This is a genomic window from Methanobrevibacter intestini (genome assembly GCF_047402955.1).
Lineage (GTDB): Archaea > Methanobacteriota > Methanobacteria > Methanobacteriales > Methanobacteriaceae > Methanocatella > Methanocatella intestini.
This window is the reverse complement of sequence record NZ_CP187956.1, coordinates 407521-430777: the sequence shown is the minus strand read 5'-3', so window position 1 is coordinate 430777 and position 23257 is coordinate 407521. Positions and strand designations below refer to the sequence as shown.

General features: G+C 31.2%; 28 protein-coding genes and 1 tRNA gene. 24 read left to right on the top strand and 5 right to left on the bottom strand.

The window, feature by feature from the left end; translation table 11 throughout:
- Positions 1-7: 7 nt before the first annotated feature.
- The 20 genes from ACMC9J_RS01865 to ACMC9J_RS01770 all read left to right on the top strand — a co-directional run bounded on the left by ACMC9J_RS01865 (position 8) and on the right by ACMC9J_RS01770 (position 14400).
- Positions 8-92, top strand: a tRNA-Ser gene (locus ACMC9J_RS01865).
- Positions 93-286: 194 nt separating this feature from the next.
- Positions 287-730 carry a 30S ribosomal protein S13 gene (locus ACMC9J_RS01860; RefSeq protein ID WP_019265279.1) on the top strand — a complete coding sequence of 148 codons (444 nt, stop codon included), beginning with the start codon at positions 287-289 and terminating at the stop codon, positions 728-730.
- Between the two features lie 92 nt (positions 731-822).
- Positions 823-1359, top strand: a complete 537-nt coding sequence (locus ACMC9J_RS01855) for a 30S ribosomal protein S4 (protein ID WP_019265280.1) — start codon at positions 823-825, stop codon at positions 1357-1359.
- An 11-nt stretch (positions 1360-1370) separates the two neighbouring features.
- Positions 1371-1763, top strand: coding sequence for a 30S ribosomal protein S11 (locus ACMC9J_RS01850; protein ID WP_004033264.1), 393 nt, complete (start codon positions 1371-1373; stop codon positions 1761-1763).
- Positions 1764-1775: 12 nt separating this feature from the next.
- On the top strand, positions 1776-2600 hold the full coding sequence (locus tag ACMC9J_RS01845; protein ID WP_019265281.1) for a DNA-directed RNA polymerase subunit D: 825 nt from the start codon (positions 1776-1778) through the stop codon (positions 2598-2600).
- Positions 2600-2965, top strand: a complete 366-nt coding sequence (locus tag ACMC9J_RS01840; protein ID WP_004033268.1) for a 50S ribosomal protein L18e — start codon at positions 2600-2602, stop codon at positions 2963-2965. Before ACMC9J_RS01845 ends, ACMC9J_RS01840 begins: the two co-directional genes overlap by 1 nt.
- 18 nt (positions 2966-2983) lie before the next feature.
- A complete protein-coding gene (locus ACMC9J_RS01835) occupies positions 2984-3406 on the top strand; it encodes a 50S ribosomal protein L13 (RefSeq protein ID WP_004033270.1) in 423 nt (140 codons plus the stop codon).
- Between the two features lie 18 nt (positions 3407-3424).
- On the top strand, positions 3425-3826 hold the full coding sequence (locus ACMC9J_RS01830) for a 30S ribosomal protein S9 (RefSeq protein ID WP_004033272.1): 402 nt from the start codon (positions 3425-3427) through the stop codon (positions 3824-3826).
- 51 nt (positions 3827-3877) lie between these two features.
- Positions 3878-4048, top strand: coding sequence for a DNA-directed RNA polymerase subunit N (locus ACMC9J_RS01825; RefSeq protein ID WP_004033275.1), 171 nt, complete (start codon positions 3878-3880; stop codon positions 4046-4048).
- A 69-nt stretch (positions 4049-4117) separates the two neighbouring features.
- Positions 4118-4315, top strand: a complete 198-nt coding sequence (locus ACMC9J_RS01820) for a DNA-directed RNA polymerase subunit K (RefSeq protein WP_004033277.1) — start codon at positions 4118-4120, stop codon at positions 4313-4315.
- A 140-nt stretch (positions 4316-4455) separates the two neighbouring features.
- A complete protein-coding gene (eno, locus tag ACMC9J_RS01815) occupies positions 4456-5700 on the top strand; it encodes a phosphopyruvate hydratase (RefSeq protein WP_250415955.1) in 1245 nt (414 codons plus the stop codon).
- A 22-nt stretch (positions 5701-5722) separates the two neighbouring features.
- On the top strand, positions 5723-5917 hold the full coding sequence (locus ACMC9J_RS01810) for a 4Fe-4S dicluster domain-containing protein (protein WP_004033287.1): 195 nt from the start codon (positions 5723-5725) through the stop codon (positions 5915-5917).
- Between the two features lie 51 nt (positions 5918-5968).
- A complete protein-coding gene (gene rpsB / locus ACMC9J_RS01805) occupies positions 5969-6565 on the top strand; it encodes a 30S ribosomal protein S2 (protein ID WP_019265283.1) in 597 nt (198 codons plus the stop codon).
- Positions 6566-6574: 9 nt separating this feature from the next.
- Entirely contained in the window at positions 6575-7423 is an 849-nt protein-coding gene (gene amrB / locus ACMC9J_RS01800) for an AmmeMemoRadiSam system protein B (RefSeq protein WP_427003464.1), read from the top strand.
- Between the two features lie 11 nt (positions 7424-7434).
- Positions 7435-8397 carry a mevalonate kinase gene (gene mvk, locus ACMC9J_RS01795; RefSeq protein WP_019266937.1) on the top strand — a complete coding sequence of 321 codons (963 nt, stop codon included), beginning with the start codon at positions 7435-7437 and terminating at the stop codon, positions 8395-8397.
- A gap of 5 nt (positions 8398-8402) precedes the next feature.
- Complete coding sequence (locus ACMC9J_RS01790; protein WP_019265286.1) at positions 8403-9200, top strand: isopentenyl phosphate kinase; 798 nt, start codon at positions 8403-8405, stop codon at positions 9198-9200.
- Between the two features lie 7 nt (positions 9201-9207).
- Complete coding sequence (gene fni / locus ACMC9J_RS01785) at positions 9208-10254, top strand: type 2 isopentenyl-diphosphate Delta-isomerase (RefSeq protein WP_019265287.1); 1047 nt, start codon at positions 9208-9210, stop codon at positions 10252-10254.
- 6 nt (positions 10255-10260) lie between these two features.
- Positions 10261-11625, top strand: coding sequence for an RNase J family beta-CASP ribonuclease (locus ACMC9J_RS01780; RefSeq protein ID WP_019265288.1), 1365 nt, complete (start codon positions 10261-10263; stop codon positions 11623-11625).
- A 1-nt stretch (position 11626) separates the two neighbouring features.
- On the top strand, positions 11627-12619 hold the full coding sequence (gene idsA, locus ACMC9J_RS01775) for a short chain isoprenyl diphosphate synthase IdsA (protein ID WP_019265289.1): 993 nt from the start codon (positions 11627-11629) through the stop codon (positions 12617-12619).
- 374 nt (positions 12620-12993) lie between these two features.
- Positions 12994-14400 carry a DUF2142 domain-containing protein gene (locus tag ACMC9J_RS01770; protein WP_427003623.1) on the top strand — a complete coding sequence of 469 codons (1407 nt, stop codon included), beginning with the start codon at positions 12994-12996 and terminating at the stop codon, positions 14398-14400.
- Here ACMC9J_RS01770 and ACMC9J_RS01765 read toward each other — a convergent pair.
- Positions 14381-15163 (bottom strand): TrmB family transcriptional regulator, encoded by a 783-nt coding sequence (locus ACMC9J_RS01765; RefSeq protein WP_019266939.1) that lies wholly within the window; start codon positions 15161-15163, stop codon positions 14381-14383. The two genes, ACMC9J_RS01770 and ACMC9J_RS01765, sit on opposite strands and share 20 nt — an antisense overlap.
- Positions 15164-15280: 117 nt before the next feature.
- Between ACMC9J_RS01765 and hcp the strand changes: the two genes are divergently transcribed.
- Together hcp and ACMC9J_RS01755 are read left to right on the top strand one after the other, a co-directional pair.
- Entirely contained in the window at positions 15281-16576 is a 1296-nt protein-coding gene (gene hcp / locus ACMC9J_RS01760; protein WP_427003463.1) for a hydroxylamine reductase, read from the top strand.
- Between the two features lies 1 nt (position 16577).
- The gene (locus tag ACMC9J_RS01755; RefSeq protein ID WP_019265293.1) at positions 16578-16907 is read left to right on the top strand and encodes a cupin domain-containing protein; all 330 of its coding nucleotides are present in this window, start codon (positions 16578-16580) and stop codon (positions 16905-16907) included.
- Between the two features lie 79 nt (positions 16908-16986).
- Here the strand turns inward: ACMC9J_RS01755 and ACMC9J_RS01750 are convergent, their stop codons facing one another.
- From ACMC9J_RS01750 to ACMC9J_RS01735, 4 genes are read right to left on the bottom strand one after another with little or no spacing between them, the layout of a single operon-like run.
- Complete coding sequence (locus tag ACMC9J_RS01750) at positions 16987-17805, bottom strand: class I SAM-dependent methyltransferase (RefSeq protein ID WP_427003462.1); 819 nt, start codon at positions 17803-17805, stop codon at positions 16987-16989.
- Between the two features lie 24 nt (positions 17806-17829).
- Positions 17830-18912, bottom strand: coding sequence for a peptide transporter (locus ACMC9J_RS01745; protein ID WP_427003461.1), 1083 nt, complete (start codon positions 18910-18912; stop codon positions 17830-17832).
- A gap of 15 nt (positions 18913-18927) precedes the next feature.
- Positions 18928-19956: an aldo/keto reductase gene (locus ACMC9J_RS01740; protein WP_427003460.1), complete on the bottom strand. Its 1029-nt coding sequence runs from the start codon at positions 19954-19956 to the stop codon at positions 18928-18930.
- A 9-nt stretch (positions 19957-19965) separates the two neighbouring features.
- A complete protein-coding gene (locus tag ACMC9J_RS01735) occupies positions 19966-20970 on the bottom strand; it encodes a tetratricopeptide repeat protein (RefSeq protein ID WP_019265297.1) in 1005 nt (334 codons plus the stop codon).
- A 127-nt stretch (positions 20971-21097) separates the two neighbouring features.
- On the opposite strand from ACMC9J_RS01735, the gene ACMC9J_RS01730 reads away from it, so the two are divergent.
- Together ACMC9J_RS01730 and ACMC9J_RS01725 are read left to right on the top strand one after the other, a co-directional pair.
- Entirely contained in the window at positions 21098-22765 is a 1668-nt protein-coding gene (locus ACMC9J_RS01730; RefSeq protein WP_427003459.1) for a glutamate--tRNA ligase, read from the top strand.
- An 8-nt stretch (positions 22766-22773) separates the two neighbouring features.
- A complete protein-coding gene (locus ACMC9J_RS01725) occupies positions 22774-23232 on the top strand; it encodes a hypothetical protein (protein WP_019266945.1) in 459 nt (152 codons plus the stop codon).
- Positions 23233-23257: the final 25 nt, after the last annotated feature.

The window sequence follows — 23257 nt, the reverse complement described above, 5'->3', positions numbered from 1 at the left end:
CAATAATGCCGAGATAGTCTAGCCTGGTAAGGCGCGAGACTGGAAATCTCGTGGGAGCTTTTCCCTCCTGGGTTCAAATCCCAGTCTCGGCGTTTATTAGTTTTTAACATACGATTTTTTAATTATTTTTTTCACGATTATTAAATTATTTGTTAAACTGATATTTTGCACTCTTAGTTGTAACACTAAGTTTTAAATTGTTGAAAGAACTGTGTTTTGAAATCAAAACATTCGAATCTATTACTTTTGCGTCTCGTAGATTCGCTCTATAAATGGAGGTTATTTAATGGAAGACGACTTTAAGCACTTGGTGCGTATTTCTAGAAAGGATGTAGATGGTAATAAAACCATTGAACAAGCTTTAACCGAAATCAAAGGTGTTGGAATATCTTTATCCACAACTATGTGCCGTACTTTAGATTTAGATTCTGAAGCTCAAATCGGTTATATCGCTGATGAAGATGTTTTAAAAATTGAAGAAATTTTAGAAAACCCACAAAAATTTAATATTCCTGATTGGATGTTAAACCGTAGGGAAGACTATGAAACTGGTAAAAATATTCATTTAATTGAATCAGATCTTGACATGACTTTAAGAGATGATTTAAACAGAATGAAGAAAACCAGAAGTTACAAAGGTAGAAGACACGAAGCAGGTTTACCTGTTAGAGGTCAAAGAACTAAATCTACTTTCAGGAACAGTTCTTCAGTTGGTGTAAAACGTTCATAAGCATGAGAACTTTTTTTATAATTAATATTACTCAATAATTTTTTTTACAATGATGGTATTAATTTAATTATTTTTATAAAGGAGATGTTTTAATGGGACAACCTAGAAAATCAAGGAAAAAGTATAATACACCGCCACATCCTTGGAATGCAGAAAGAATCAAAAATGAAAATAAATTAATGACTAAATACGGCTTAAAAAACAAAAAAGAAATTTGGAAAGCTGATACTTTAGTTAGAAGATACAGTAGGGAAGCAAGATACCTACTCGGGTTCGATACGAACCAAATGCAAGATGAAAAATTAGAATTATTAGGACACTTAGCTAGAACCGGTGTTTTGCCTGAAGGTGCAGCACTTGAAGAAGTCTTAAACTTAACTGTTGAAGATATCTTAAGAAGAAGATTACAAACTATTGTTTACAAAAAAGGTTTAGCTCGTACTCCTAAAGAAGCTAGAATGTTTGTTGTACACGGTCACATAACTTTAAATGGTAAAAAAATCAATTCACCAAGTTATGTTGTATTAAAAGGCCAAGAAGATGAAATTGGATTTTATCCATCATCACCTGTAGCTAAACAGATTGAAGAGTACAATAAAAACAAAAATGAAAAAGCTACTGAGGAATAAAGGGTGTAATTATGGCAAAAGATGAAAAATGGGGTATAGCTAATATTTACTCATCATACAATAACACTATTATTACTGTAACAGATATTACTGGTGCTGAAACCATTTCCCAATGGTCTGGTGGTAAAGTTGTTCGTGCAGATAGGCAACAAGCTTCACCTTTCGCAGCTATGGCTGCAGCAACCAGAATAGCTGATGATGCTAAAGAAAAAGGATTTGTTGGCTTACATATTAGAGTAAGAGCTCCTGGTGGAAATGGACACAGAAGTCCGGGACCTGGTGCACAAGCTACTATTCGTGCTTTAGCAAGAGCTGGAATTAAAATTGGTAAAATAGAAGATATCACTCCTATTCCTCACGATGGTACTGGAAGACCTGGTGGTAAAAGAGGAAGAAGAGTCTAAGAAGGGTTTAATATGGAGATAGAAGTTAAAAGTCAAACAGATGATGAAATTGTTTTCATTGTCCGTGATGTAGAAGTACCTTTTATTAATGCTATTAGAAGGTGTGCAATGGTAAATGTACCTAAAATAGCTATTGAAGATGTAAATATCATGAGAAATGATTCAGCTATGTTTAATGAGGTACTTGCTCATAGGCTTGGTTTAACTCCTTTAGTTTCTGACATGGACGCAATTGAAGGTTTACCTTTACCTGGTGATGATGATTATGAAGATGACCATAGCGTTATGTTTTCTTTAAAAGAAGAAGGACCTAAAGTTGTTTATTCTAAGGATTTAATATCTTCAGACTCAAAAATTAAACCAGTATATGATACCATTCCTTTAGTAAAACTTAAAGAAGGAGAAAAACTAAACATTGAAGCAGTTGCAAAAGTTGGATATGGAAAAGAACATGCTAAATGGATGCCAACTACTGTATGTGTTTATAAACAATATCCCGAAATCACTTTTAATGAGAATACGGAAATTGATTATGAATGTGCTAATGCATGCCCAAGAGGTGTTTTGAAATCTGATAAAAGATCTAAAGAGATTAAGATTTTAGACATTGAAAATTGCAGTATGTGTAAAAGCTGTGTAAGAGCTTCAATTAGAAATGCACAATCTGAAGGAAAAGACGAAAGCTACATCAATGTAGGGTATCATGAAAATGATTTTATATTTAGAATAGAAACTGATGGATCAATGCCTCCTAAAGAAGTTTTATTGCAAGCTTGCGATGAATTAGGTGAAAAAGCAGATAAGTTTATCAGATTTAGTGAAGGAGGAAGTAAATAATGGTTAAGAAAATTATCAAAACAAATCCTAACCTTATTGAACTTATTAATAAACTTAATAAAAAATCAAAAACAGAAAATGCAGCTATTTGGAAAGATGTTGCTAATAGACTTGGAAGGTCTAACAGAAGAACTGCAGAAGTTAATTTATCAGATATTGCAAGGTATGCAAATGCTGATGAAACTGTTTTAGTACCTGGAAAAGTATTATCTAATGGTGATTTAACAGAAAAAGTAAATGTTGCAGCATTTAAATTCTCACAAAAAGCACAGGAAAAAATTGAAAGTGCTGGTGGAGAATGCGTCTCAATTGATGATATAATGGAATCTAATCCAAAAGGAAGCAACATTAGAATCATGGAATAAGATGGATGTGTTGTTATTATGATTATTGACGGAGAAGGATGCGTTTTAGGAAGATTAGCTAGTGTAACTAGTAAAAATCTCTTAGAAGGCGAAGAAGTAGTAATTCTTAATGCTGAAAAGATTATGATTACTGGTAATAAGGATTGGGCTTATGCAAAATACAAACAAAGAGTAGACAGAGCAAGTATCTCTAACCCTCGTGATTTAGGTCCTAAATATCCTAGAAGGCCAGATGATATATTCAGAAGAACTGTAAGAGGAATGTTACCTTATAAAAAATCTAAAGGTAGGGTTGCTTTCAAAGGTTTAAAAGCATATGTTGGTGTACCTGAAGAATATGCTGATGCGGATCTTGTTGCAGTTCCTGAAGCAGAATACAACAACCTTAAAAAAGGTATTGAATTAGGTGAAGTTTCTAAACTTTTAGGAGCTACCTTTTAGATAAATGGATGTGTGATTATGGTTAAAGTTATTCATACAAGTGGAAAACGTAAAACAGCTATCGCAAGAGGTACTGTTCAAGAAGGTACTGGTAAAGTAAGAATTAACAGAGTTCCTTTAGAACTTTACTCCCCAGAACTCGCTAACTTAAAATTACAAGAACCATTAACCTTAGCTGGAGATTTAGCTAATGAAGTGGATATTAACATCCATGTTGTTGGTGGAGGAGTAATGGGTCAGGCTGAAGCTGCACGTATGGTAATTGCTAAAGGACTTGTCCAATGGTCTCAAGATATGAATTTAAAAGATAAATTCATACACTACGACAGAACCATGTTAGTAGGTGACCCAAGACGTTCAGAACCTAAAAAATATGGTGGTCCTGGAGCAAGAGCACGTAAACAAAAAAGTTACAGATAATTTTTCTGTAATTTTATAATTTTTATTTAAAAAATTAAAAAGATGATATAAATGATTCCTATAAGATGCTTAAGTTGTGGAAAACCGGTATCAGCTTACTTTGATGAATATAATAAAAGATTAGCTGCCGGTGAAAAATCAAAAGATATTTTAGATGACTTAGGCTTAAACAGATATTGTTGTAGAAGAATGTTAATTTCTCATGTTGAAACATGGGAATAGGTTTTTACAAGTTGTAGGGATATATTTTTACTTATAAAATTAATCTTGGTAAACGGTAATACCTAAAAAATGGAAGTAATATTCATGACTACAGAAAATTTAACAAGGTTTGAAAGAGCTAGACTTCTTGGAGCTAGAGCAATTCAGATTTCAATGGGTGCTAAACCTTTAGTGGAAATTGGTGACTCATTAGATCCAATTGATATAGCTTACGAAGAACTCAAAGCTGGAGTTTTACCATTAGATGTAATAAGATATGATGAATAAATAGTTTATTCTATTTATTTCATTATTAAATTATTTAAAAAAAAATAAAAAATACCAACATAACTCTATAAAGAAATTTACTAATTTTTTATGAGTATAGATTATATGGTAATAAATTAATTGACACTGAGGTGTTTTTTTTGGATAGTATAATAGAAGATGTCCAGGTTCGTAAAATTTTGGACAGCAGAGGAAACCCAACTGTTGAAGTAGATGTAATTACTTGGAATGGGTTCGGCAGAGCTGCTGCACCAAGTGGGGCAAGTACTGGTTCAAGAGAAGTAGTATCATTCCCTGAAGGTGGAGTAGACGTAATTGTAAGTGAAATTGAAGATATTATTGCTTCTGAACTTATTGGAATGGATGCTGAAGATATAGCTACTATTGATGAAGTTTTAAGAGAAGTTGACGGAACTGACAATCTTTCAGCTATTGGTGGTAATACTACTGTAGCTGTTTCCATGGCTGTAGCTAAAGCTGCTGCTGCATCATATAATATGCCATTATATAAATTTTTAGGAGGAAATTTAGTAAATGAATTGCCTTTCCCTCTTGGAAATATGATGAATGGTGGAGCACATGCAGGAGTTAATGCACCGGATATTCAAGAATTTTTAGTAGTTCCTGTCGGTGCAAAAAATATGGTTGAAGCTGTATTTGCAAATTCAAGCATTCACAAAAAATTAAAAGAATTAATCCAAACTAAAGACTCCAATTTCACTGGTGGAAAAGGAGATGAAGGTGGATGGGTGCCTAACATTACTAATGATGCTGCTTTAGAAATTCAAGCTCAGGCATGTGAAGAAGTTGGTGATGAACTTGGTATTGAAATCAGACCTTCTTTAGATATGGCTGCTTCTGAATTATGGAATGCAGATGAGCAAAAATATATTTATGCTCAAGACGGTATCAAAAGAGATACCGGAGATCAAATTGACTTTGTAAAAGACATTATTGACACTTATAATATGTTTTATGTAGAAGATCCATTTGATGAATCTGATTTTGATGGATTTGCTCAGTTAACTTCCAAAGTTGGAGATAAATGTCTTATTTGTGGTGATGATTTATTTGTAACTAACAAAGAAATTTTAGCTAAAGGTATTGAAATGAATGCAGCTAATGCAATCATTATTAAACCAAATCAAATAGGTTCTTTATCTGAAACTTATGCTACTGTTAAATTAGCTAAAGAAAATGATATTGTACCTGTTGTTTCCCATAGGTCTGGTGAAACTACTGATGCAACTATTGCCCACTTAGCTGTTGGTTTTGGTTCTCCAATGATTAAAACCGGTGCTATAGGTGGAGAAAGAATAGCTAAATTAAACGAACTCATTCGTATTGAAGAAGAACTTCCTAATCCAAAAATGGGTGAATTTTAGATAACTTATTGGAGATTTAAATATGCCTATTGTAACTATTAATTATGATAAGTGTAAAGGTATTGATTGTGCAGAATGTGTTGACGTTTGCCCAATGGAAGTTTTAGTTCTTGAAGGAGACAAAGTTGAAATTGTCGATCCTGAAGACTGCAGTTTCTGTGAAGTTTGTATGGATGTTTGTCCTGAAGAATGTGTCAATGTTGAAGATGATGATTAAATTTATTTAAAAAAATTATTAAAAAATATTATTAAATTAAGGTGAATAATTATGTCCGAACTTTTAATTGAATTAGATAACTACTTAGCAGCAGGTTTACATATCGGAACCCAACAAAAAACTAGCGATATGGAAAAATACATATTCAGAGTAAGATCTGATGGTTTATACGTATTAGATATTCAAAAAACTGATGAAAGAATTAGACAAATAGCTAAATTATTAGCAAAATACGACCCTGAAGATATTTTAGTAGTAGCTACCAGACAATACGGTCAAGCTCCTGTTAAAAAATTCGGTGAAATTACTGGTGCAAAAACTATTCCTGGTAGATTCATTCCTGGAACATTAACTAATCCAACTTATGCAAAATTCATTGAACCAAAAATTATTGTAGTAACTGACCCAAGATCAGATGCACAAGCAGTTCTTGAATCTAAACAAAATGGAATTCCTGTAGTTGCATTATGTGATACTGAAAACTTACTTAGTTTTGTTGACATTGCTATTCCTGTAAACAACAAAGGTAGGAAAGCTATTGCTTTAGTTTACTGGTTACTTGCTAGACAAATATTGAGAGAAAGAGGTACCATTCCTGAAGATGGTGACTTAGATATTGAAGCTACTGACTTTGAACTTAAATTTTAAGTGAGTTTTATGTTAAGAAAACCTGCAGTTGCTGGAATGTTTTATCCAGACAATCCTGATGAGCTTGTAAAAACTGTTGAAGATTGTTTTTTACACTCTTTTGGCCCTGGTAAAATTCCAGACATTAAATCTTTTGAAGGTAATGATTATCCAGTTAATGTTATGGTTCCACATGCAGGTTTTCAATATTCTGGAACAATAGCTGCTCACAGCTATTGTGAATTAGCTAAAAATGGTTTTCCTGAAGTTTTTATAATAATTGGTCCAAATCATACTGGTTTAGGCAGTGAAGTTTCAGTTTTCAATGAAGGAGAATGGATAACTCCACTTGGAAATATTCAGGTTGATAATGAATTTGCAGATACTTTAATTTCTTTTTCAGATTTTGCATCAGCTGATTTTACTGCTCATATAAAAGAACACAGTATAGAGGTTCAACTTCCATTTTTACAATATTTTTCTGATGATTTTAAAATAGTTCCTGTTGTATTAGGCTCACAAACACTTTCAACTGCAAATGATTTGGCAGCTGCTATTTTTAAAGCTGGTGAAAAATTAGGCAAATCTTACTGCGTTATAGCCAGTAGTGATTTATCTCATTTCAATACTCAAGAGAGAGCTAATAAAGTTGACGGTTTTGTTTTAGAAGATATTGAAGATATGGATGAGTTTAAACTTTTAGAAGAAATTATTCAGTATAATATAACCATGTGTGGTTACGGTCCTGTTATGACTACAATAATACTTTCAAAGATGTGTGGGAAAAATACATCTGAAATATTGGCTTATAAAACTAGTGGTGATATATCTGGTGATTTAAGTTCTGTTGTAGGTTATGCTTCAGGTATTTTTAAATAAGGTGTGTTTATATGAGGGCTTTAGCTTCTGCTCCAGCAAAAACTATTTTGTTTGGTGAACATTCTGTTGTTTATGATGAACCTGCGATTGCAGGAGCAGTTAATAAAAGAGCATATGTTGAAATTACTGAATCAAAGACGGATAAATCTATTTTGAAGTCTCATGATTTGAATTTTGAAGCTGAGTTAGATACTAAACATAAGAAATATAATTTAAAAAGAGGAAAGCCGGGTATTATTCGATATATTTTAGAAGCTCTTAATAAAGTTCACGATCATAGTCCAATTGTGATGAAATTATCTTCAAATATTCCTATTGGTTCCGGACTTGGTTCTTCTGCTGCAGTTACAGTAGCTACACTGGCTGCATTATATAGGTTTCATAATATAAGATTTAACAAGAAATCTTTAGCTCATGATGCTCATATGGTTGAACAGGCAGTTCAAGGAATAGCCAGTCCATTAGATACATTAGTTTCTACTTATGGTGGCCTTGTTTATTTATCTAGAAATAAAAAAGTGGAACATTTCAAAGTTAACTTCAATGCGCCTTTTGTTGTAGGTTACACAAATAAACATGGTAATACAGGCAAAATGGTTAAGGATGTAAGACTCCTGAAAAATAGAAATCCAAAAATTATCAACCCTGTTATTAGTGCAATGGGGCAGTTGACTAACTATGCTAAACAGGCTATATTAAAACGCGATTTCAATAAAATTGGTGAGTTAATGAATATAAATCATGGATTTTTGGATGTTTTAGGAGTAAATACTATGGAATTATCCCGTATGGTTTATACTGCTAGAGAATATGGTGCTATTGGTTCTAAAATCACTGGAGCTGGTGGTGGAGGAAGTATTATAGCACTTTGTCCAAACAGAGTAGATGAAGTTGCCCGTGGAATTGCTGCTGAAGATAATGTTTTAAAAATAAGATTTACTAGAAAAGGGGTTTCTTCAAGGGTTTACAAGTGATTTATATGATTATTTTAAAAATTGGGGGGAGCATCTTAACAAATAAAGATGCAACTAAAAGCGAAATTGATGAGAAAAACTTATCAAGGATTGCAAATGAAATTAAATCTTCACTTGACAATGAGTCTAAAGAGATAATAATTGTTCATGGTGCAGGTTCATTTGGCCATCCTCCAGCCAAAGAATATAAAATTGGAGAACCTTTTAACAAAGAAGAATATCCTCAAAAAAGAATAGGATTTTCTAAAACACAAAATGCAGTTAAAAGATTAAACATGCTTATTTGTGATGAATTTATAAAAGAAGATTTGCCTGTTGTAGCTATTCCAGCTTCAAGTTTTATGGTAGCTACTAATAAAAGAATAACTGAAGGTAATTTAGATAGCTTTAAGAGATATTTAAATAAAGGATTTATTCCAGTTATTTATGGGGATGTTGTTTTAGATAAAGATTTGGAAATCTGTGTTATTTCTGGTGATCAGATTATTCAATATTTAGCTAAAAATCTTAATCCTGATAAAGTTATTTTAGGAACTGATGTTGATGGTGTTTATAATAAAAATCCTAAAATACACGATGATGCAGTTTTCTTTGATAAATTTTCTTCACTTGAAGATTTAGATACTTTAGAAGGAACTACTAATGTTGATGTCACAGGCGGAATGGTTGGTAAAATTAAAGAGCTTTTATATTTAGCAGATTTGGGAATAGAATCTAAAATAATAAATGCTGAAATTGAAAACAATATTTTCAAAGCTTTAAACAATGATCAAGTAAAGGGAACTGTTATTTCAAGGGGATAATAAAAACATGATTTCAGATAGAAAATTAGAGCATTTATTAATTTGTAAAAATTATGATGTTGAATTTAAAAATAAAAAAACTGGTTTCGAAGATGTTGAATTAATCCACAAAGCACTTCCGGAAATTGATAAAAACGACATTGATTTATCAACTTCTGTTTTTGGTAAAAAATTAGATTCTCCTTTATTTATAACTGCTATTACTGGAGGTCATCCTTCTGCAAAAGCTATTAATAAACAATTAGCTATTGCTGCAGAAAGTAAAAATATAGCTTTAGGTGTTGGCAGTCAAAGAGCTGCTATTGAACATCCTGAACTTGCAGATACATATACTGTTGTTAGAAAAAATGCTCCTGATTGTTTGCTTGTTGGTAATATTGGAGCACCTCAATTGGAATTGGCTGATAAAGCTGTTGAAATTTTAGATGCAGATATTTTAGCTATTCATTTAAATCCTCTTCAGGAATCAATACAGCCTGAAGGAGATTTGGATGCAAGAGGTTTTCTTGATTCAATAAATCAAATAACTAAAAGAGTTGATATTCCTGTTATGGCTAAAGAAACGGGCTGTGGAATATCTGCTGAAGTAGCAAAGCAGTTAGTTGGTGCTGGCGTTAGCTATATTGATATTGAAGGTGCAGGAGGAACAAGCTGGGCTGCTGTTGAGACTTACAGAGCTGAAGACAGATATTTAGGTGAAACATTTTGGGATTGGGGAATTCCAACAGCTATCAGTACAGTAGAGGTTACTGATGCTGTAGATGTTCCAGTTGTTTCATCTGGCGGTATCAGATCAGGACTTGAAGCAGCAAAAGCTATTGCTCTTGGAGCAGATAGTGTAGGTATGGCATTACCATTTTTAAAACACTCTGTTTCTGAAGAACAATTAACCACATTCATTGACAGATTCAATGATTCTCTAAGAATAGCTATGTTTTTAGTTGGCGCAAATAATATCGAAGAACTCAAAAATTCAAACTTAGTTATAAGTGGAAAAACAAGAGAATGGCTTAATGAAAGAGGAATTAACACAAAGAAATATTCAAGGAGATAAAAACATATGAGTGTTGAAGTAATCGCAATTGGCGGATATGAAGAAGTCGGGAAGAACATGACTGCTGTCAAGATTGGCGAAGATGTTATCATTTTTGATATGGGAATACATTTAGACAGAATCAATATTCACGAAGATACTGATATTGATAGAATGCATAGTCTAGATTTGATTGAAAGGGGAATTATTCCAGATGACACTTTAATGAAAGATGTTGACGGTAAAGTAAAAGGAATAATCTTCTCTCACGGTCACTTGGACCATATTGGTGCAGTAGCTAAATTAGCTCACAGATATGATGCTCCATTAATTGGAACTCCATATACAACTGCACTTGTTGAAAAACAAATTAAAGGGGAACGTAAATTTAAAGTGAATAATCCAATTAGGCCTTTAAACCCTGGAAGTAAAATGAAATTGTCTAAAAATATTACTTTGGAATTTGTTCAGTCAACACACAGTATTCCACAAGCAGTTTTTCCGGTTTTACATACTCCTGAAGGAATTATTGTTTATGCACTTGATTTTAAATTTGATAATCATCAAAAAGTATCTCCACCACCTGATTATAAAAGATTAAGGGAATTAGGTAGGAAAGGAGTTCTTACTCTTATTGTAGAGACTACTAATGCAAAAAACACAGATGAAGTTAAAACTTATTCTGAAAGAATTGCAAGAAACATTTTGGAAGATGTAATGCACGGACCATTATATGAGAAAAAAGGTATGATTGTTACTACTTTCGCTTCTCATATTGAAAGAGTTCAGGCTATTGCTGATATTGCTAAAAAAAGCCACAGGGAAATTTATTTCCTTGGAAGATCTATGGAAAGATTCTGCGGTATTGCACAAAAACAGGGTATTTTAAAATTACCTAAAAATGCAAGTATTTATGGAAGCCCGAAAGCAGTTAACAAAGCTTTAATGAGAGCTGATGAAGACAGGGAAAAATATTTGCTTGTAACTACTGGACACCAAGGAGAACCAGATGCATTACTTCCTAGAATAGCCAGTAACAGAACTCCATTCAATATTAAAGAAGGAGATAATGTTATTATTTCTGCACCGATTATTCCAAATCCGACTAATGCAGCTAACAGGCATATTATGGAAAGTAAATTAAGAGCAAAAGGTGCAAGAATTTATTCAAATGCTCACGTTTCAGGACATGCTGGAAGGGAAGACCACAGAGAATTCTTACGTATGTTAAAACCACAGCATATTATTCCGGCTCATGGAGATTTATCAATGCTTGCAGCTTATGGGGAATTAGCTGAAGAGGAAGGTTATAGAATTGGTTATAATGTTCATATATTAAGAAATTCACAAGCACAAGTTTTTGAAAATGAACGTGCACATGGAGGAAATTAGCATGGATGTAATAGAAGAATTGGGAAATTATTCCATTGATATTAGTAAAACAATAGAAGAAGAATTATCTTGCATAGTTCCAAATAATCTTCAGGAAGCTTCAATTTATTTAACTAAAGCTGGAGGTAAAATGCTTAGACCAGCTTTAACTTTAATTACTTCTGAAGCAGTTGGAGGATCTAGGGATAATTCATTGAAGTCTGCTGCAGCTATTGAACTTATCCATACATTTTCACTTATTCATGATGATATCATGGATGATGATGATATGAGAAGGGGAAAACCTGCTGTACATAAAGTTTGGGATGAAAATGTAGCTATTTTAGCTGGAGATACTTTATTTTCAAAAGCTTTTGAAATAATTATGAATTCAGACCCTGAAAAAAATACACCGACCCAGTTAAGCCAAACATTAGCTACTGTAGCTGATGCATGTGTTAAAATTTGTGAAGGTCAGGCTTCTGATATGAGTTTTGAAGACAGATATGATGTATCTGAAGATGAATACTTGGACATGATCTTTAAAAAGACTGGTGCATTAATAGCCGCAGCTTCTAAAGCTGGAGCTATTATGGGTGGAGCCAATCAGGAAGTAATTGATGCAATGTATGATTACGGAAGATTAATTGGTCTTGCTTTCCAAATTCAGGATGATTATTTAGATTTAGCTAGTGATGAAGAAACATTAGGTAAACCTATTGGAAGTGACATAGCTAAAGGTAAAATGACTATTATAGCTATTAAGGCTTTAGCTGCTTGTGAAGGTGAAGACAATAAAAAATTATTAGAAATCTTAAAAGATGATAATAATTCACAAGAAGATATAGATATGGCTCTTGATTTATTTAATAAATATGGTGCTATTGAATATGCTAAAAATGTTGCGTTAGAAAATGTAGCTTCTGCTAAAAAAGTACTCGAAATATTGCCTGATTCTGAAAGTAAACAGATGCTTTTTGATCTTGCAGATTTTGTACTTGAAAGACATTCTTAAATTCATTTGGGATTTCAAATCCTATTTTTTTCTTTTTTTGATTAACCGATTTATTTTATTCATTAAAACATTTCATGATATTTTTTTAAATAAAACAATTTTAAAATAGAAATTATTCTTTTTACATTCAATAAATAATTTTAAAGAGGCAGTTATAAATTCTGATGGGAAAGTAATTATACATCTCTGTTGAATTTTAGTAAACTTTGATTAATTAACATTAAACTAACAATATTTATATTATGTCATATTAATATTAATATATGAACTTTAATTCTCCAAGAGACATTATTTCGGATTATAAACAAACTTTCGCAACCAATAAAAAATTTATTTTAATTTATTTGGTGGGGATTGTGTTTTTTGTATTTTCAATGTTTTGTTGGGATAACTTTATCTACTTTAAAGGAGAGTTAATAGGTTTAACTATTCTTTTGATTTTTGGAAGTTTTGGAGTATTGTACAGTATTAAACATAAAAAAGAACCTCACAAAGTTGCTTTTGTAATTATTCTTCTTTTTGGGCTCTTGATGGTATTTTTTGCACCTCCACTGTCATTTCCAGATGAGGCTATTCATTTTGAACGTGCAGAATCTATAACTGAGGGTGTTTTATATCCTGTTAAAACTCCGAATGGTTATCATGTTCATGATTATTTCTTTGAAATGAATCAGGCAAAATCAGGAACAACAATTCTTGATTATAATTTTAATAATCCTATAAATGATTCATGGGGTTATTGGCCGGCATCTACAAACACTCCATTTTATTCTTATTTGTTTTCAGCTTTAGGAATTTTAATAGCTAAATGTATGAATTTGTCTGTTATTTGGACATTATGGTTAGGCAGATTAGCTAATTTGCTATTATATGCTGGTTTTGTTTATTGGGCAATTAAAAAAGCTCCTGTTTATAAGATTCCATTGCTGTTTATGGCATGTTTACCAATTGCAATTTCTCAAGCTTCATCATTTAGTTATGATGCATTTATATTTGCCTGTGCTATAGTGATGTTTGCTTATTTTATTTATATGTATAAAAATAAGTTTAAAACTAAAGATTTGACCATATTTTTTATAGCATGTTTATTGATGAGTTTTATAAAGCCACCTTATGTTTTTTTAGCTTTAAGCATATTTGCTGTTCCTAAAGAGAATTTTCCCTCTGCAAAACTTAAGAAGTATTCTGCAATTGTCACATTTGCAGTTTTTGTAATTGTAATAATGTATTTTGGAAATTTCTTTAACCAGTTTATTGGTGCTAGTCAACACACCACGGATTATGTATTAAATAGTCGTAATGCATCATTTACCGCTCAGATGGAATATATAATGGTTAATCCCACAGCTATTGGTACTTTGCTGTTGTTTGCGATTAAATCAGTATTTGATGTATTTGTTATCAATTCAACATTTTATCATTTTGCAGATTTTAAAGGATTAATTTTGTTTAATGCAATTTATCTGGTCTTTTTTGCTGTATTTTCTCTTGGATATCAGCACGAATTAAATCTGTCCAGAAAAAGAAGAATTATATTAACGGCTATTGTTTTGCTTGTATACTTTTCAATATTTGGTATTTTATACTGTACATGGACTCCTGTTGGTGCAAGTTACATTGTCGGAATTCAAACACGGTATTTTGTTCCAATGTTTCCGTTTATTCCTTTAATAGTAAATATAAAACATGAGAAATTTGAAGATAGGGATGATTTATTTTTAACTTTAATAATAATGTTTTTAGCAGGTTTATTTTTACTTACTATTTCACATTATTATTAGCTATTTTTTTTAGCTGATTTTCAAATCGTTTATTATAGTTGTTGGCTATTTCTTCATACTGGTTCCAAATTCCGATAGCAGTATTTGGAAGTATTTCACCACTTTCTTTTGAAAATTTTGAATATATATGCATCATTTCTTTTGAATCAGATATTAACATCTTAACATAGGGAACATCTGTTGTATAAATGTTTACATTTTTCTGATTAAATAATTTAGTAATATTAAATTTTTTATAGGATATCTGGCAGTAAGGTGAAACCATAATGTTTATTTTAACATTTTCAGATTTTAAAAGAAGTTCATAAACTAATTTGGATCCTTCATCCTGAAGTAAAAATCCTATTCTCATATTTATTGTTTTTTTAGACCGTCTGATGATTTCCAATTCTTTATCGATTATATTGTTCAAACCGCTTATTCTCCAAATTGGAGCTTCAACTTCGGATATTTTCTTTTCATATAATGTGTTTAAATGATGGCTTGTGTTATTTATTCTTTTGATAAATTTTTCTTTTTCCCTTTTCAATACATTTACTGGCGGATTTACATGATAGGTTAAAGGGCGTCCGCTTTCTATTTTAAGGTAGTCTTTTGAATTTAATCTTTTTAAGACATCATATATTTTAGATCTTGGTATATCTGATTTGTTACTTATTTCGTCTGCTGTTGCCTGAATTAGTGAACTTAATGTAATATATGCTTTAGCTTCATAGGTGGTTAGTCCCAATTGTTTTAATAAGTTGATGTCTTCCTGTTTCATAGTAATTATTTGTGTTTTATCTATTAATATAACTTACTTTTCACCCTTAACAAGTTACAAAATATTTATAAATGTTTAAATTAATCAATTATTATAATAAATAATGAGGTAGTTATTATGGTAGATATGTTTTGTTATCAATGTTCACAAACTGCAAAAGGTACCGGATGTACTGTACGTGGAGTTTGTGGTAAAGTACCAACTGTAGCTAGATTGCAAGATAATTTAATCTTTGCTTTGAAAGGAATAAGTGCATACAATTATAATGCAAATGTTTTAGGGGTTAAAGATTCAGATGTTGATGAATTTTTAACCAAAGGATTGTATTCCACTTTAACCAATGTTAATTTTGATGCTGAAGATTTAATTAATTTAGGACTTGAAGCGGGTGAAGCTAATGTTAAAGTAATGAAAATGCTTAAACAAGCACATATTGACCATTATGGTGAACCAGAACCTGCAGAAGTAAAAGTAGGTGCACAAGAAGGTCCAGCAATAATTGTCACAGGACATGATTTAAAAGCATTAGAAGAGTTATTAAAACAAACTGAAGGAACTGATGTAAAAGTTTATACTCACTCTGAAATGTTGCCTGCTCATGGTTATCCGGAACTTAAAAAATATGAAAGTTTAGCAGGTCAGCTTGGAGGAGCATGGTTTGATCAAAAAGATATATTCTCTAAATATAATGCAGCTATTGTAGCAACAAGTAACTGTGTATTACTTCCAAAAGATGAATATGCAGACAGAATCTTCACTATGGATGTAGCTAAATTACCTGATACTCCAGTAGTAGAAAATTACGACTTCAAACCAGTTATTGACAAGGCTATTGAATTAGGTGGTTTAGATGCTGAAGAATTAACAACTGTCACTACAGGATTTGGAGCATCTACAGTGCTTTCACTTGCTGATAAAATCAAAGAATTAGTTGAAGCAGGTAAAATCAAAAGATTCTTCTTAGTAGGAGGATGTGACGGACCATTCCCTAAATCTAACTACTACAGAGAATTTGTACAAAACTTACCTGAAGATGTTGTTGTATTAACATTGGCCTGTGGTAAATTCAAATTCAATGATTTGGATTTAGGAGATATTGAAGGAGTACCAAGACTTATAGATTTAGGTCAATGTAATGATGCAATTGTTGCAGTAGATATTGCACTTGCATTATGTGACTTATTTGGAGTTGGATTAAATGAATTACCTCTTACAATTGTTTTAAGTTGGATGGAACAAAAAGCAGTAGCTATTTTATGGAGTTTATTATACTTAGGTAAAACAGATATGCTTATCGGACCAGTTTTACCAGCTTGGGCAAATGAGGATATACTTAATTACTTAGTAAGTACATATAATCTAACACCAATTGGTGACCCAATTGAAGATATTAAAAAAATAATGGGCGAATAAAATGAGCGAAGATATTAAAGCTAAAGCTTTAAACATTGAAAATCTGGTTGATTATCAAAAAGATACAGTAGTTAGTAGGGAAGTAATCAAAAAAGAGCTTGGAACAGTAACATTTTTTGCATTTGACAAAGGTCAAGGCTTAAGTGAACACTCTGCACCATTTGATGCTATGGTTCAGGTAATTGATGGTGAAGCAGAAATAACTATTTCAGGTAATAAAAATATTGTAAAAAAAGGTGAAATGATTATTATGCCAGCTAATGAGCCTCATGCTCTTCAAGCTGTTAATATGCCATATAAAATGATTTTAACTATGATTAAATCTGATTAAAATCATTTATTTTACTTTTTTTGATTGCTGAAAAAATTTGTGTAATTAGGGTTATTTATAATGTGAAAATTATAAATAACTACTTTTTCCACCAAATTAAAATCCAGTCAGCTTTATCTTTTTCATGGTATAATTTTCCGGTTTCTGGGTCTTTTTTAAGAATTTCATTAAGGTATTTTCTCAATTGTGTTTTTTCATCATTGTTAAGTAAATCCAGTCTAAATTTGCCATTGTCCATAGCTTCTTCAATACTGTCATACTCCCTATAAGCTTTAATAGCCAAGCGCTCTATATTAGCATAAATTCCCATATTATAAAGTATATTAAATAGGTAATTATATCCTGGAAACTGTTTACTTTCTTTTTTGATGTATTCATTAAATTCTTTTTCTATTTTCCAATTTTCAGGACCAAATAATGTGATAAAAACATATTTATTAGCTATTTTGTTTATTGTTTTAAGAGTTTCTTCAATTGGGATTATTCCGTTTAATGATCTTGAAGCAAGCACAACATCATAATCTCCAATTTCTTCATAAGTAATATCTTCTAAGGATTTTAAAATAGTGTCTACGTTTTCGATGTTTTGTTCTTGTGCTCTTTGATTTAATAGCTCCAACATTTTAGTTGATGAATCAACACCTGTTACTTTTCTAACTTGTTTAGCTATAGGTAGAGTAATTGATCCCTCACCACAACCTAAATCTAAAAGACTGTCATTTTCATTTAAAATAAGCTTTGAAAATAATAAATCATGATAATCATCTTTTTTAGCTTTTTTATGGAAGTTAGGAGCTGCTTTGTCCCAGTCCTTGTTTTTATCTTTCTTTTGTTCAAGTGCTTTTTGCCAAAATTGAACCCAATTGACTTCATTCGGGTCAGTTATAGTTTGTTTCATTGTTTTTACATCCTTTTTTTTAATTTATCTAAAATTTGATTCATAAATCTTTTTAGCAAGTGAAGTAACAGCAGTGATTAAAAATACCGCACTTACAACTAATTTAATTCTGTCATCAACCGACAGGATATTAACTAAGATAGACAGGGCTAAAAGAATATAAACTAATTTACTTAAACTAATTGTGTGTTTGCTGTATTTGAGATCAGCTACACCCCTATTAAGCAGTGTTTGCTTTTCTTTTTCACAATCTTTCAATAATTTTATTCCAGCTTCATTTAAATTGGTATGGAGTTCTATAGCAAGGATTATATCCATTGTTTTGTTTAAACATTTCATTGCTTCTTCATATTTTTGCAATTGGATTAATGACAGAGCTTTTTTATGATACCATTCAATACTAAGGTGCTGTTCATTTTTACTTAATGATTTTATTCCAATATCAAAACATTTAATAGCTTTTTCGTGTTGGTTTAAATTAACATAAATGTCTCCTTTTATAAGAATTCCTTCAATAATCCTTTCTTTTTTCAAGCATTTGTTAATTATTTCTAAAGCTTCCTGGTTTTCATTATTTTTACATAATATTTTAGCTTGTATTAGCATAGCTAAAATGTTATCAGGATATTCGCCAAGCAGTTCATTTGCATAATTTAGTGAATCCTCGTCATGTCCTTTTTTGAATATGTAAATTAATTTAAGTTCACAAAGCTTTTCTTTTGACTCACATGTGATTATTTCATCGCTATATGGGCTTTTCTGATAATTTTCAATAAGATTTTCAATAATTTTTTTAGATTCTTCTTCGTTTCCTTTTGCAGATAATGCAATAGCTTTTTGAAAACGGATAGATGTTGAATCCGGCCTTTTTTCCAAATATTTATTGAAGTATTTTTCACCATAATCATCATTGTCATGAGTCATGTCTTCAATCAGATGGTAATATCCTCTTAAAGGAAGTGCAGGTATGTAATTTTCCTCTAAAAGCAAATTATTAATTTCTAAAAATTCATCTATGTTCTTTTTTTGAAATAATATAAACGAGATTTTATTTGCCTGTTCATATTCTTTATTGTTTATTAATTTAATAGCTTTTTTATTTACCATATTTAATTTCACCTATCAGTTTACGATAGTTTTTCCATTTAAAACATTTTCATAATCCTGAACATTTTCTTTAAGTAGCTGAGGTATATTCAGATTGTAAGGGCATTTTTTAATACATTCTCCACATTCATCACATTTTTTTGCCCGTCTCATTTTAGATTGAAAATCTTCACCTAAACTAGGCTGTGTAGGCATTCTTCTAATCCATAAAGACATTCTGGCACACGTATTGATTTCAATATCATTTGGACAAGGCATACAATAGCCACAGCCTCGACAGAAATCATCTCCTAACTCCTCTTTATCTTTTTTTATAGCTATTTTTAACTTGCCATCTAAAGTAGGAGGATTTTCCTGATAAGATAAAAATTCATCTAATTCTGACTCTCTTTGAATTCCCCAGATAGGCAATACATTATCATAATTTGCCATAAATGCATATGCTGCTTTTGAGTTGGTTATTAATCCTCCACCCATTGCTTTCATAGCTATAAATCCAACGTCTAATTTTTTACATTTTTCAACCAGATTCAGTTCCTGAGTGTCTGTTAAATAGGAAAATGGAAATTGCAGTGTTTCATAAAGTCCACTTGAAAGAGCCTGTTTGGCTATTGTAAATTTATGTGAAGTAATTCCGATATGTTTTATTTTTCCTTCTTCTTTAGCTTCCAGCATTGCTTCATAAAGTCCTGACCCATCATCAGGTTTTGGACAAAACGGGAGATTATGGAATTGGTAAATTTCTACATAATCTGTCTGAAGATTTTTAAGGGAAGTTTCTAAATCACTCCAGAAATTATCTACATTTTCAGCTCCAGTCTTTGTTGCAATAATTACATTTTCTCTTACTTCATTAAGACTGGCACCTAATTTTTCTTCGCTGTCTGTGTAAAAGCGGGCAGTATCATAGAAATTGATTCCATTGTCATATGCTTTTTGTATAATTTCAATGGAATCTTTTTTATTTCTTCTTTGTATTGGAAGTGCTCCAAATCCATTTTTGTTAACTTTATAATTTGTTTTTCCAAGTCTCATCATTTTCATTTAACATCACTAGTATCCAATAATTTTTAAGATAATATAAGCTAGTATAATAATTATGAGTGCAGTTATTGATGTTTTTGTAGATAGGAATTTAAAATGACTGAAACGTTTGTCTTCTACATTATTCTTATACATTAGTCTGTCTTTTTCAAAGGAACATTTCTGATAAATCTCTTCAAGGTTTTTATCTAATCTCCCTTCTTCATTTAACATGTCAATGGTTTTGTTTAAGTGTTTAACTGCTTCATTATATTTTCCAAGTTCAACATTACAGAATGCAGCTTTATAATTGAAGTTTGTAACTAATTCCAAATCATCTTTAACATCTTTTTCGTGAGTAATGCATGAATTATAGGAATCTAAAGCTTTTTTATATTCTCCTAATTCATATAATGCATTTCCCTTTGAATTTAGAGCTATTATAGTGTGGTCTTCATCTAAACTTTTATCCAGATATTCCAATGCCTTTTCATATTCTCCGGTTTTTTCAAGAAGCTGGCCTTTGTAGAAAATTTCTTTTTTATTTTCTCCAAATTTCTTTTCATACTTGTTTATTTCATTTAATGCCTTGTCATTTTGATTGTCCTGCATTAAAAGTTCAATTTTACCCATTCTAACTTCTTCATGACTAATTCTAGGTTCTTCTTTTTGAGAATATGCATCATAATTTTTAAAAGCTTTATCCATATATTCGATAGCTTCTTTTAATTTATTTTTATTAGATAAAGACATTGCTTTATCACATAATCCGTTAACTGATTGTGGTTCTATTTCTAAATACATATCAAAGTATTTTTCACCATAATCTCCATTATCATGATTCGGATCATAATACTGGTGATAGTGACCTCGTTCTTCAATTGCAGGTAAATATTTTTCTTGGATTAATAAGTCTAAAATAGTTAAGTATTCATCTATTTTATCTTTTCCATGTCTTTTTTTAGCTATATCAAGAGCTTTTTTATATTCTTTGTTTTTTATTAAGTCTTTTGCTTGTTCAAGCTTATCACTCATTATATCATACCTAAGTTTTTGTTCAACTCCGTAAAATAAATAACTACTCTTAGTGAATATTTATATATTTTCAAATAAATAAATTATTATTGATTACTATTTTTATATAAATTGTGATGATGATTTTATGAATGATTTAGAAGAAATTGTCTATAAACATGCTTTATTAAATGCTGCGAAGCATAAAGGAAGTGCAAATCCGGGGGCAGTTATTGGTTCAATCATGAGTCAAGAACCGGATTTAAGGAGTAGAGCAAAAGAAATTGGTCCAATTGCTGGAAAAATTGTAGCTCAAGTTAACAAATTAAGTGAAGATGAACAATCAGCTCAAATGGCTAAATATCATGTGGAAGTAAAAGAAAATAAACAGAAAAAAGAGGAAGGTCTTCAAGAGCTTCCAGGTTCTCATGATAATGTAGTAATGAGATTTGCTCCAAATCCAAGTGGACCATTACATATAGGGCATGCTCGTGCAGCAGTTCCAAATGCAGAATATGTTAAAAGATATGGCGGTAAACTTATTTTAAGAATAGAGGACACTGATCCTAAAAGAGTTTTTGAACCTGCATATGATTTAATTCCTCAGGATTTGAAATGGTTAGGAATAAAAGCAGATGAAGTTTACTATCAAAGTGACAGATTTGAGATTTATTATGATTATGCTCGTCAGTTAATAGAAAAAGGAGCTGCTTACATGTGTACCTGTGACGGAGCTACCTTTAAGGAGCTTAAGGATAACTGTAAGCCTTGCCCATGTAGAGATAATAGTGTTGAGAAAAATCTTGAATTGTGGGATAAATTTGATCAGATGTATGCAGGAGAAGCTGTTTTAAGAGTAAAAACTGATATTAATCATAAAAATCCAGCTATACGTGATTGGGTAGCTATGCGTATTGTAGAGGAAACCCATCCACGTTTAGGAAATAAATACAGAGTTTACCCTATGATGAACTTTTCAGTAGCTGTAGATGATCATTTAATGGGTATGAGTCATGTACTTAGAGGAAAAGACCATTTAGCAAATAGTGAAAAACAGAAATATTTGTATAATCATATGGGTTGGGATGTTCCTGAATTTATCCATTATGGTAGATTAAAAATGGAAGATATTGCATTAAGTACATCTAAAGCATTAGAAGGAATCAGCTCCGGCAAATACTCTGGATGGGATGATTCCAGATTAGGTACATTAAGAGCAATAGCAAGAAGAGGAATCCAACCTCAGACAATATATGATTTAATTACTGAAATTGGAGTTAAAATGTCTGATTCTGCCATCAGCTGGAAGAAGATTTATGGATTAAACCGTAATTTTCTGGAACCTATAGCTAATCGTTATTTCTTTGTAGAAGATCCTGTTGAAGTATCTGTTGAAGGATATGAAGATGGTGCTGTTGATATTGAAAGACCATTACATGCAGACCATGAAGACAGAGGAAACAGAATATTGCCATTTGCAGGAAAAGCATATTTAGCTAGTGAAGATATTAAAAATGGAGTAGCCAGATTAATGGATGCAGTAAATGTTGATATTAATGGGGATAAAATTACTTTTAATTCAACTTCTTTTGAACAAGCAAAAGATTTGAAAGCTAAAATTATCCAATGGGTTCCAATTGAAGATAATGTTAATGTAAGTATTGTTATGGATGATGCATCTGTAAAAACAGGTCTTGGTGAAGGAGCACTAAAAGATTTAAAAGTTGGGGATGTTGTGCAATTTGAAAGAGTTGGTTTTGCACGTTTAGATGAAATTAAAGATAATGAGTTAATATTTTATTATGCTCATAAATAGGAGAAACTATGACATTATTTACTAATGGATATATTACTCTTCCAATTCCTGAAGGATTTCAAAGTGTAAATAATCAGGAGGAATTTGTTGAGTTATTTTTAGTTGATTCAACGAAACCTATGACTATTAAAATATCAGTTATTCCTACACTGGCTGGATTAGTGGATATTAAAGAAAGCATTGAAAGAAACTTTAAAAATGGGGAGGGAAAATTAATTTTTTCTGATTTCATCCCTATTAATGATGATATTTATTATGCAGCTATTTCTTCTATGGATAATGGTGAAGTATCTGCCCGTTGTAATGAATTTTTATTTGTTAAAGATGATAATTTATATTCTTTTGAATTTGCATATCCCTATGCTGATGTAGAATTAGACGACTTTTATTTAAATATAATTCGTTCATTAAAAATAGGAAAAGCAAAGTATATAGTGGAAGATGAAAGTTATAGGTTAAATGAATAAAAAATAAGAAAGTTTTTTTCTTATT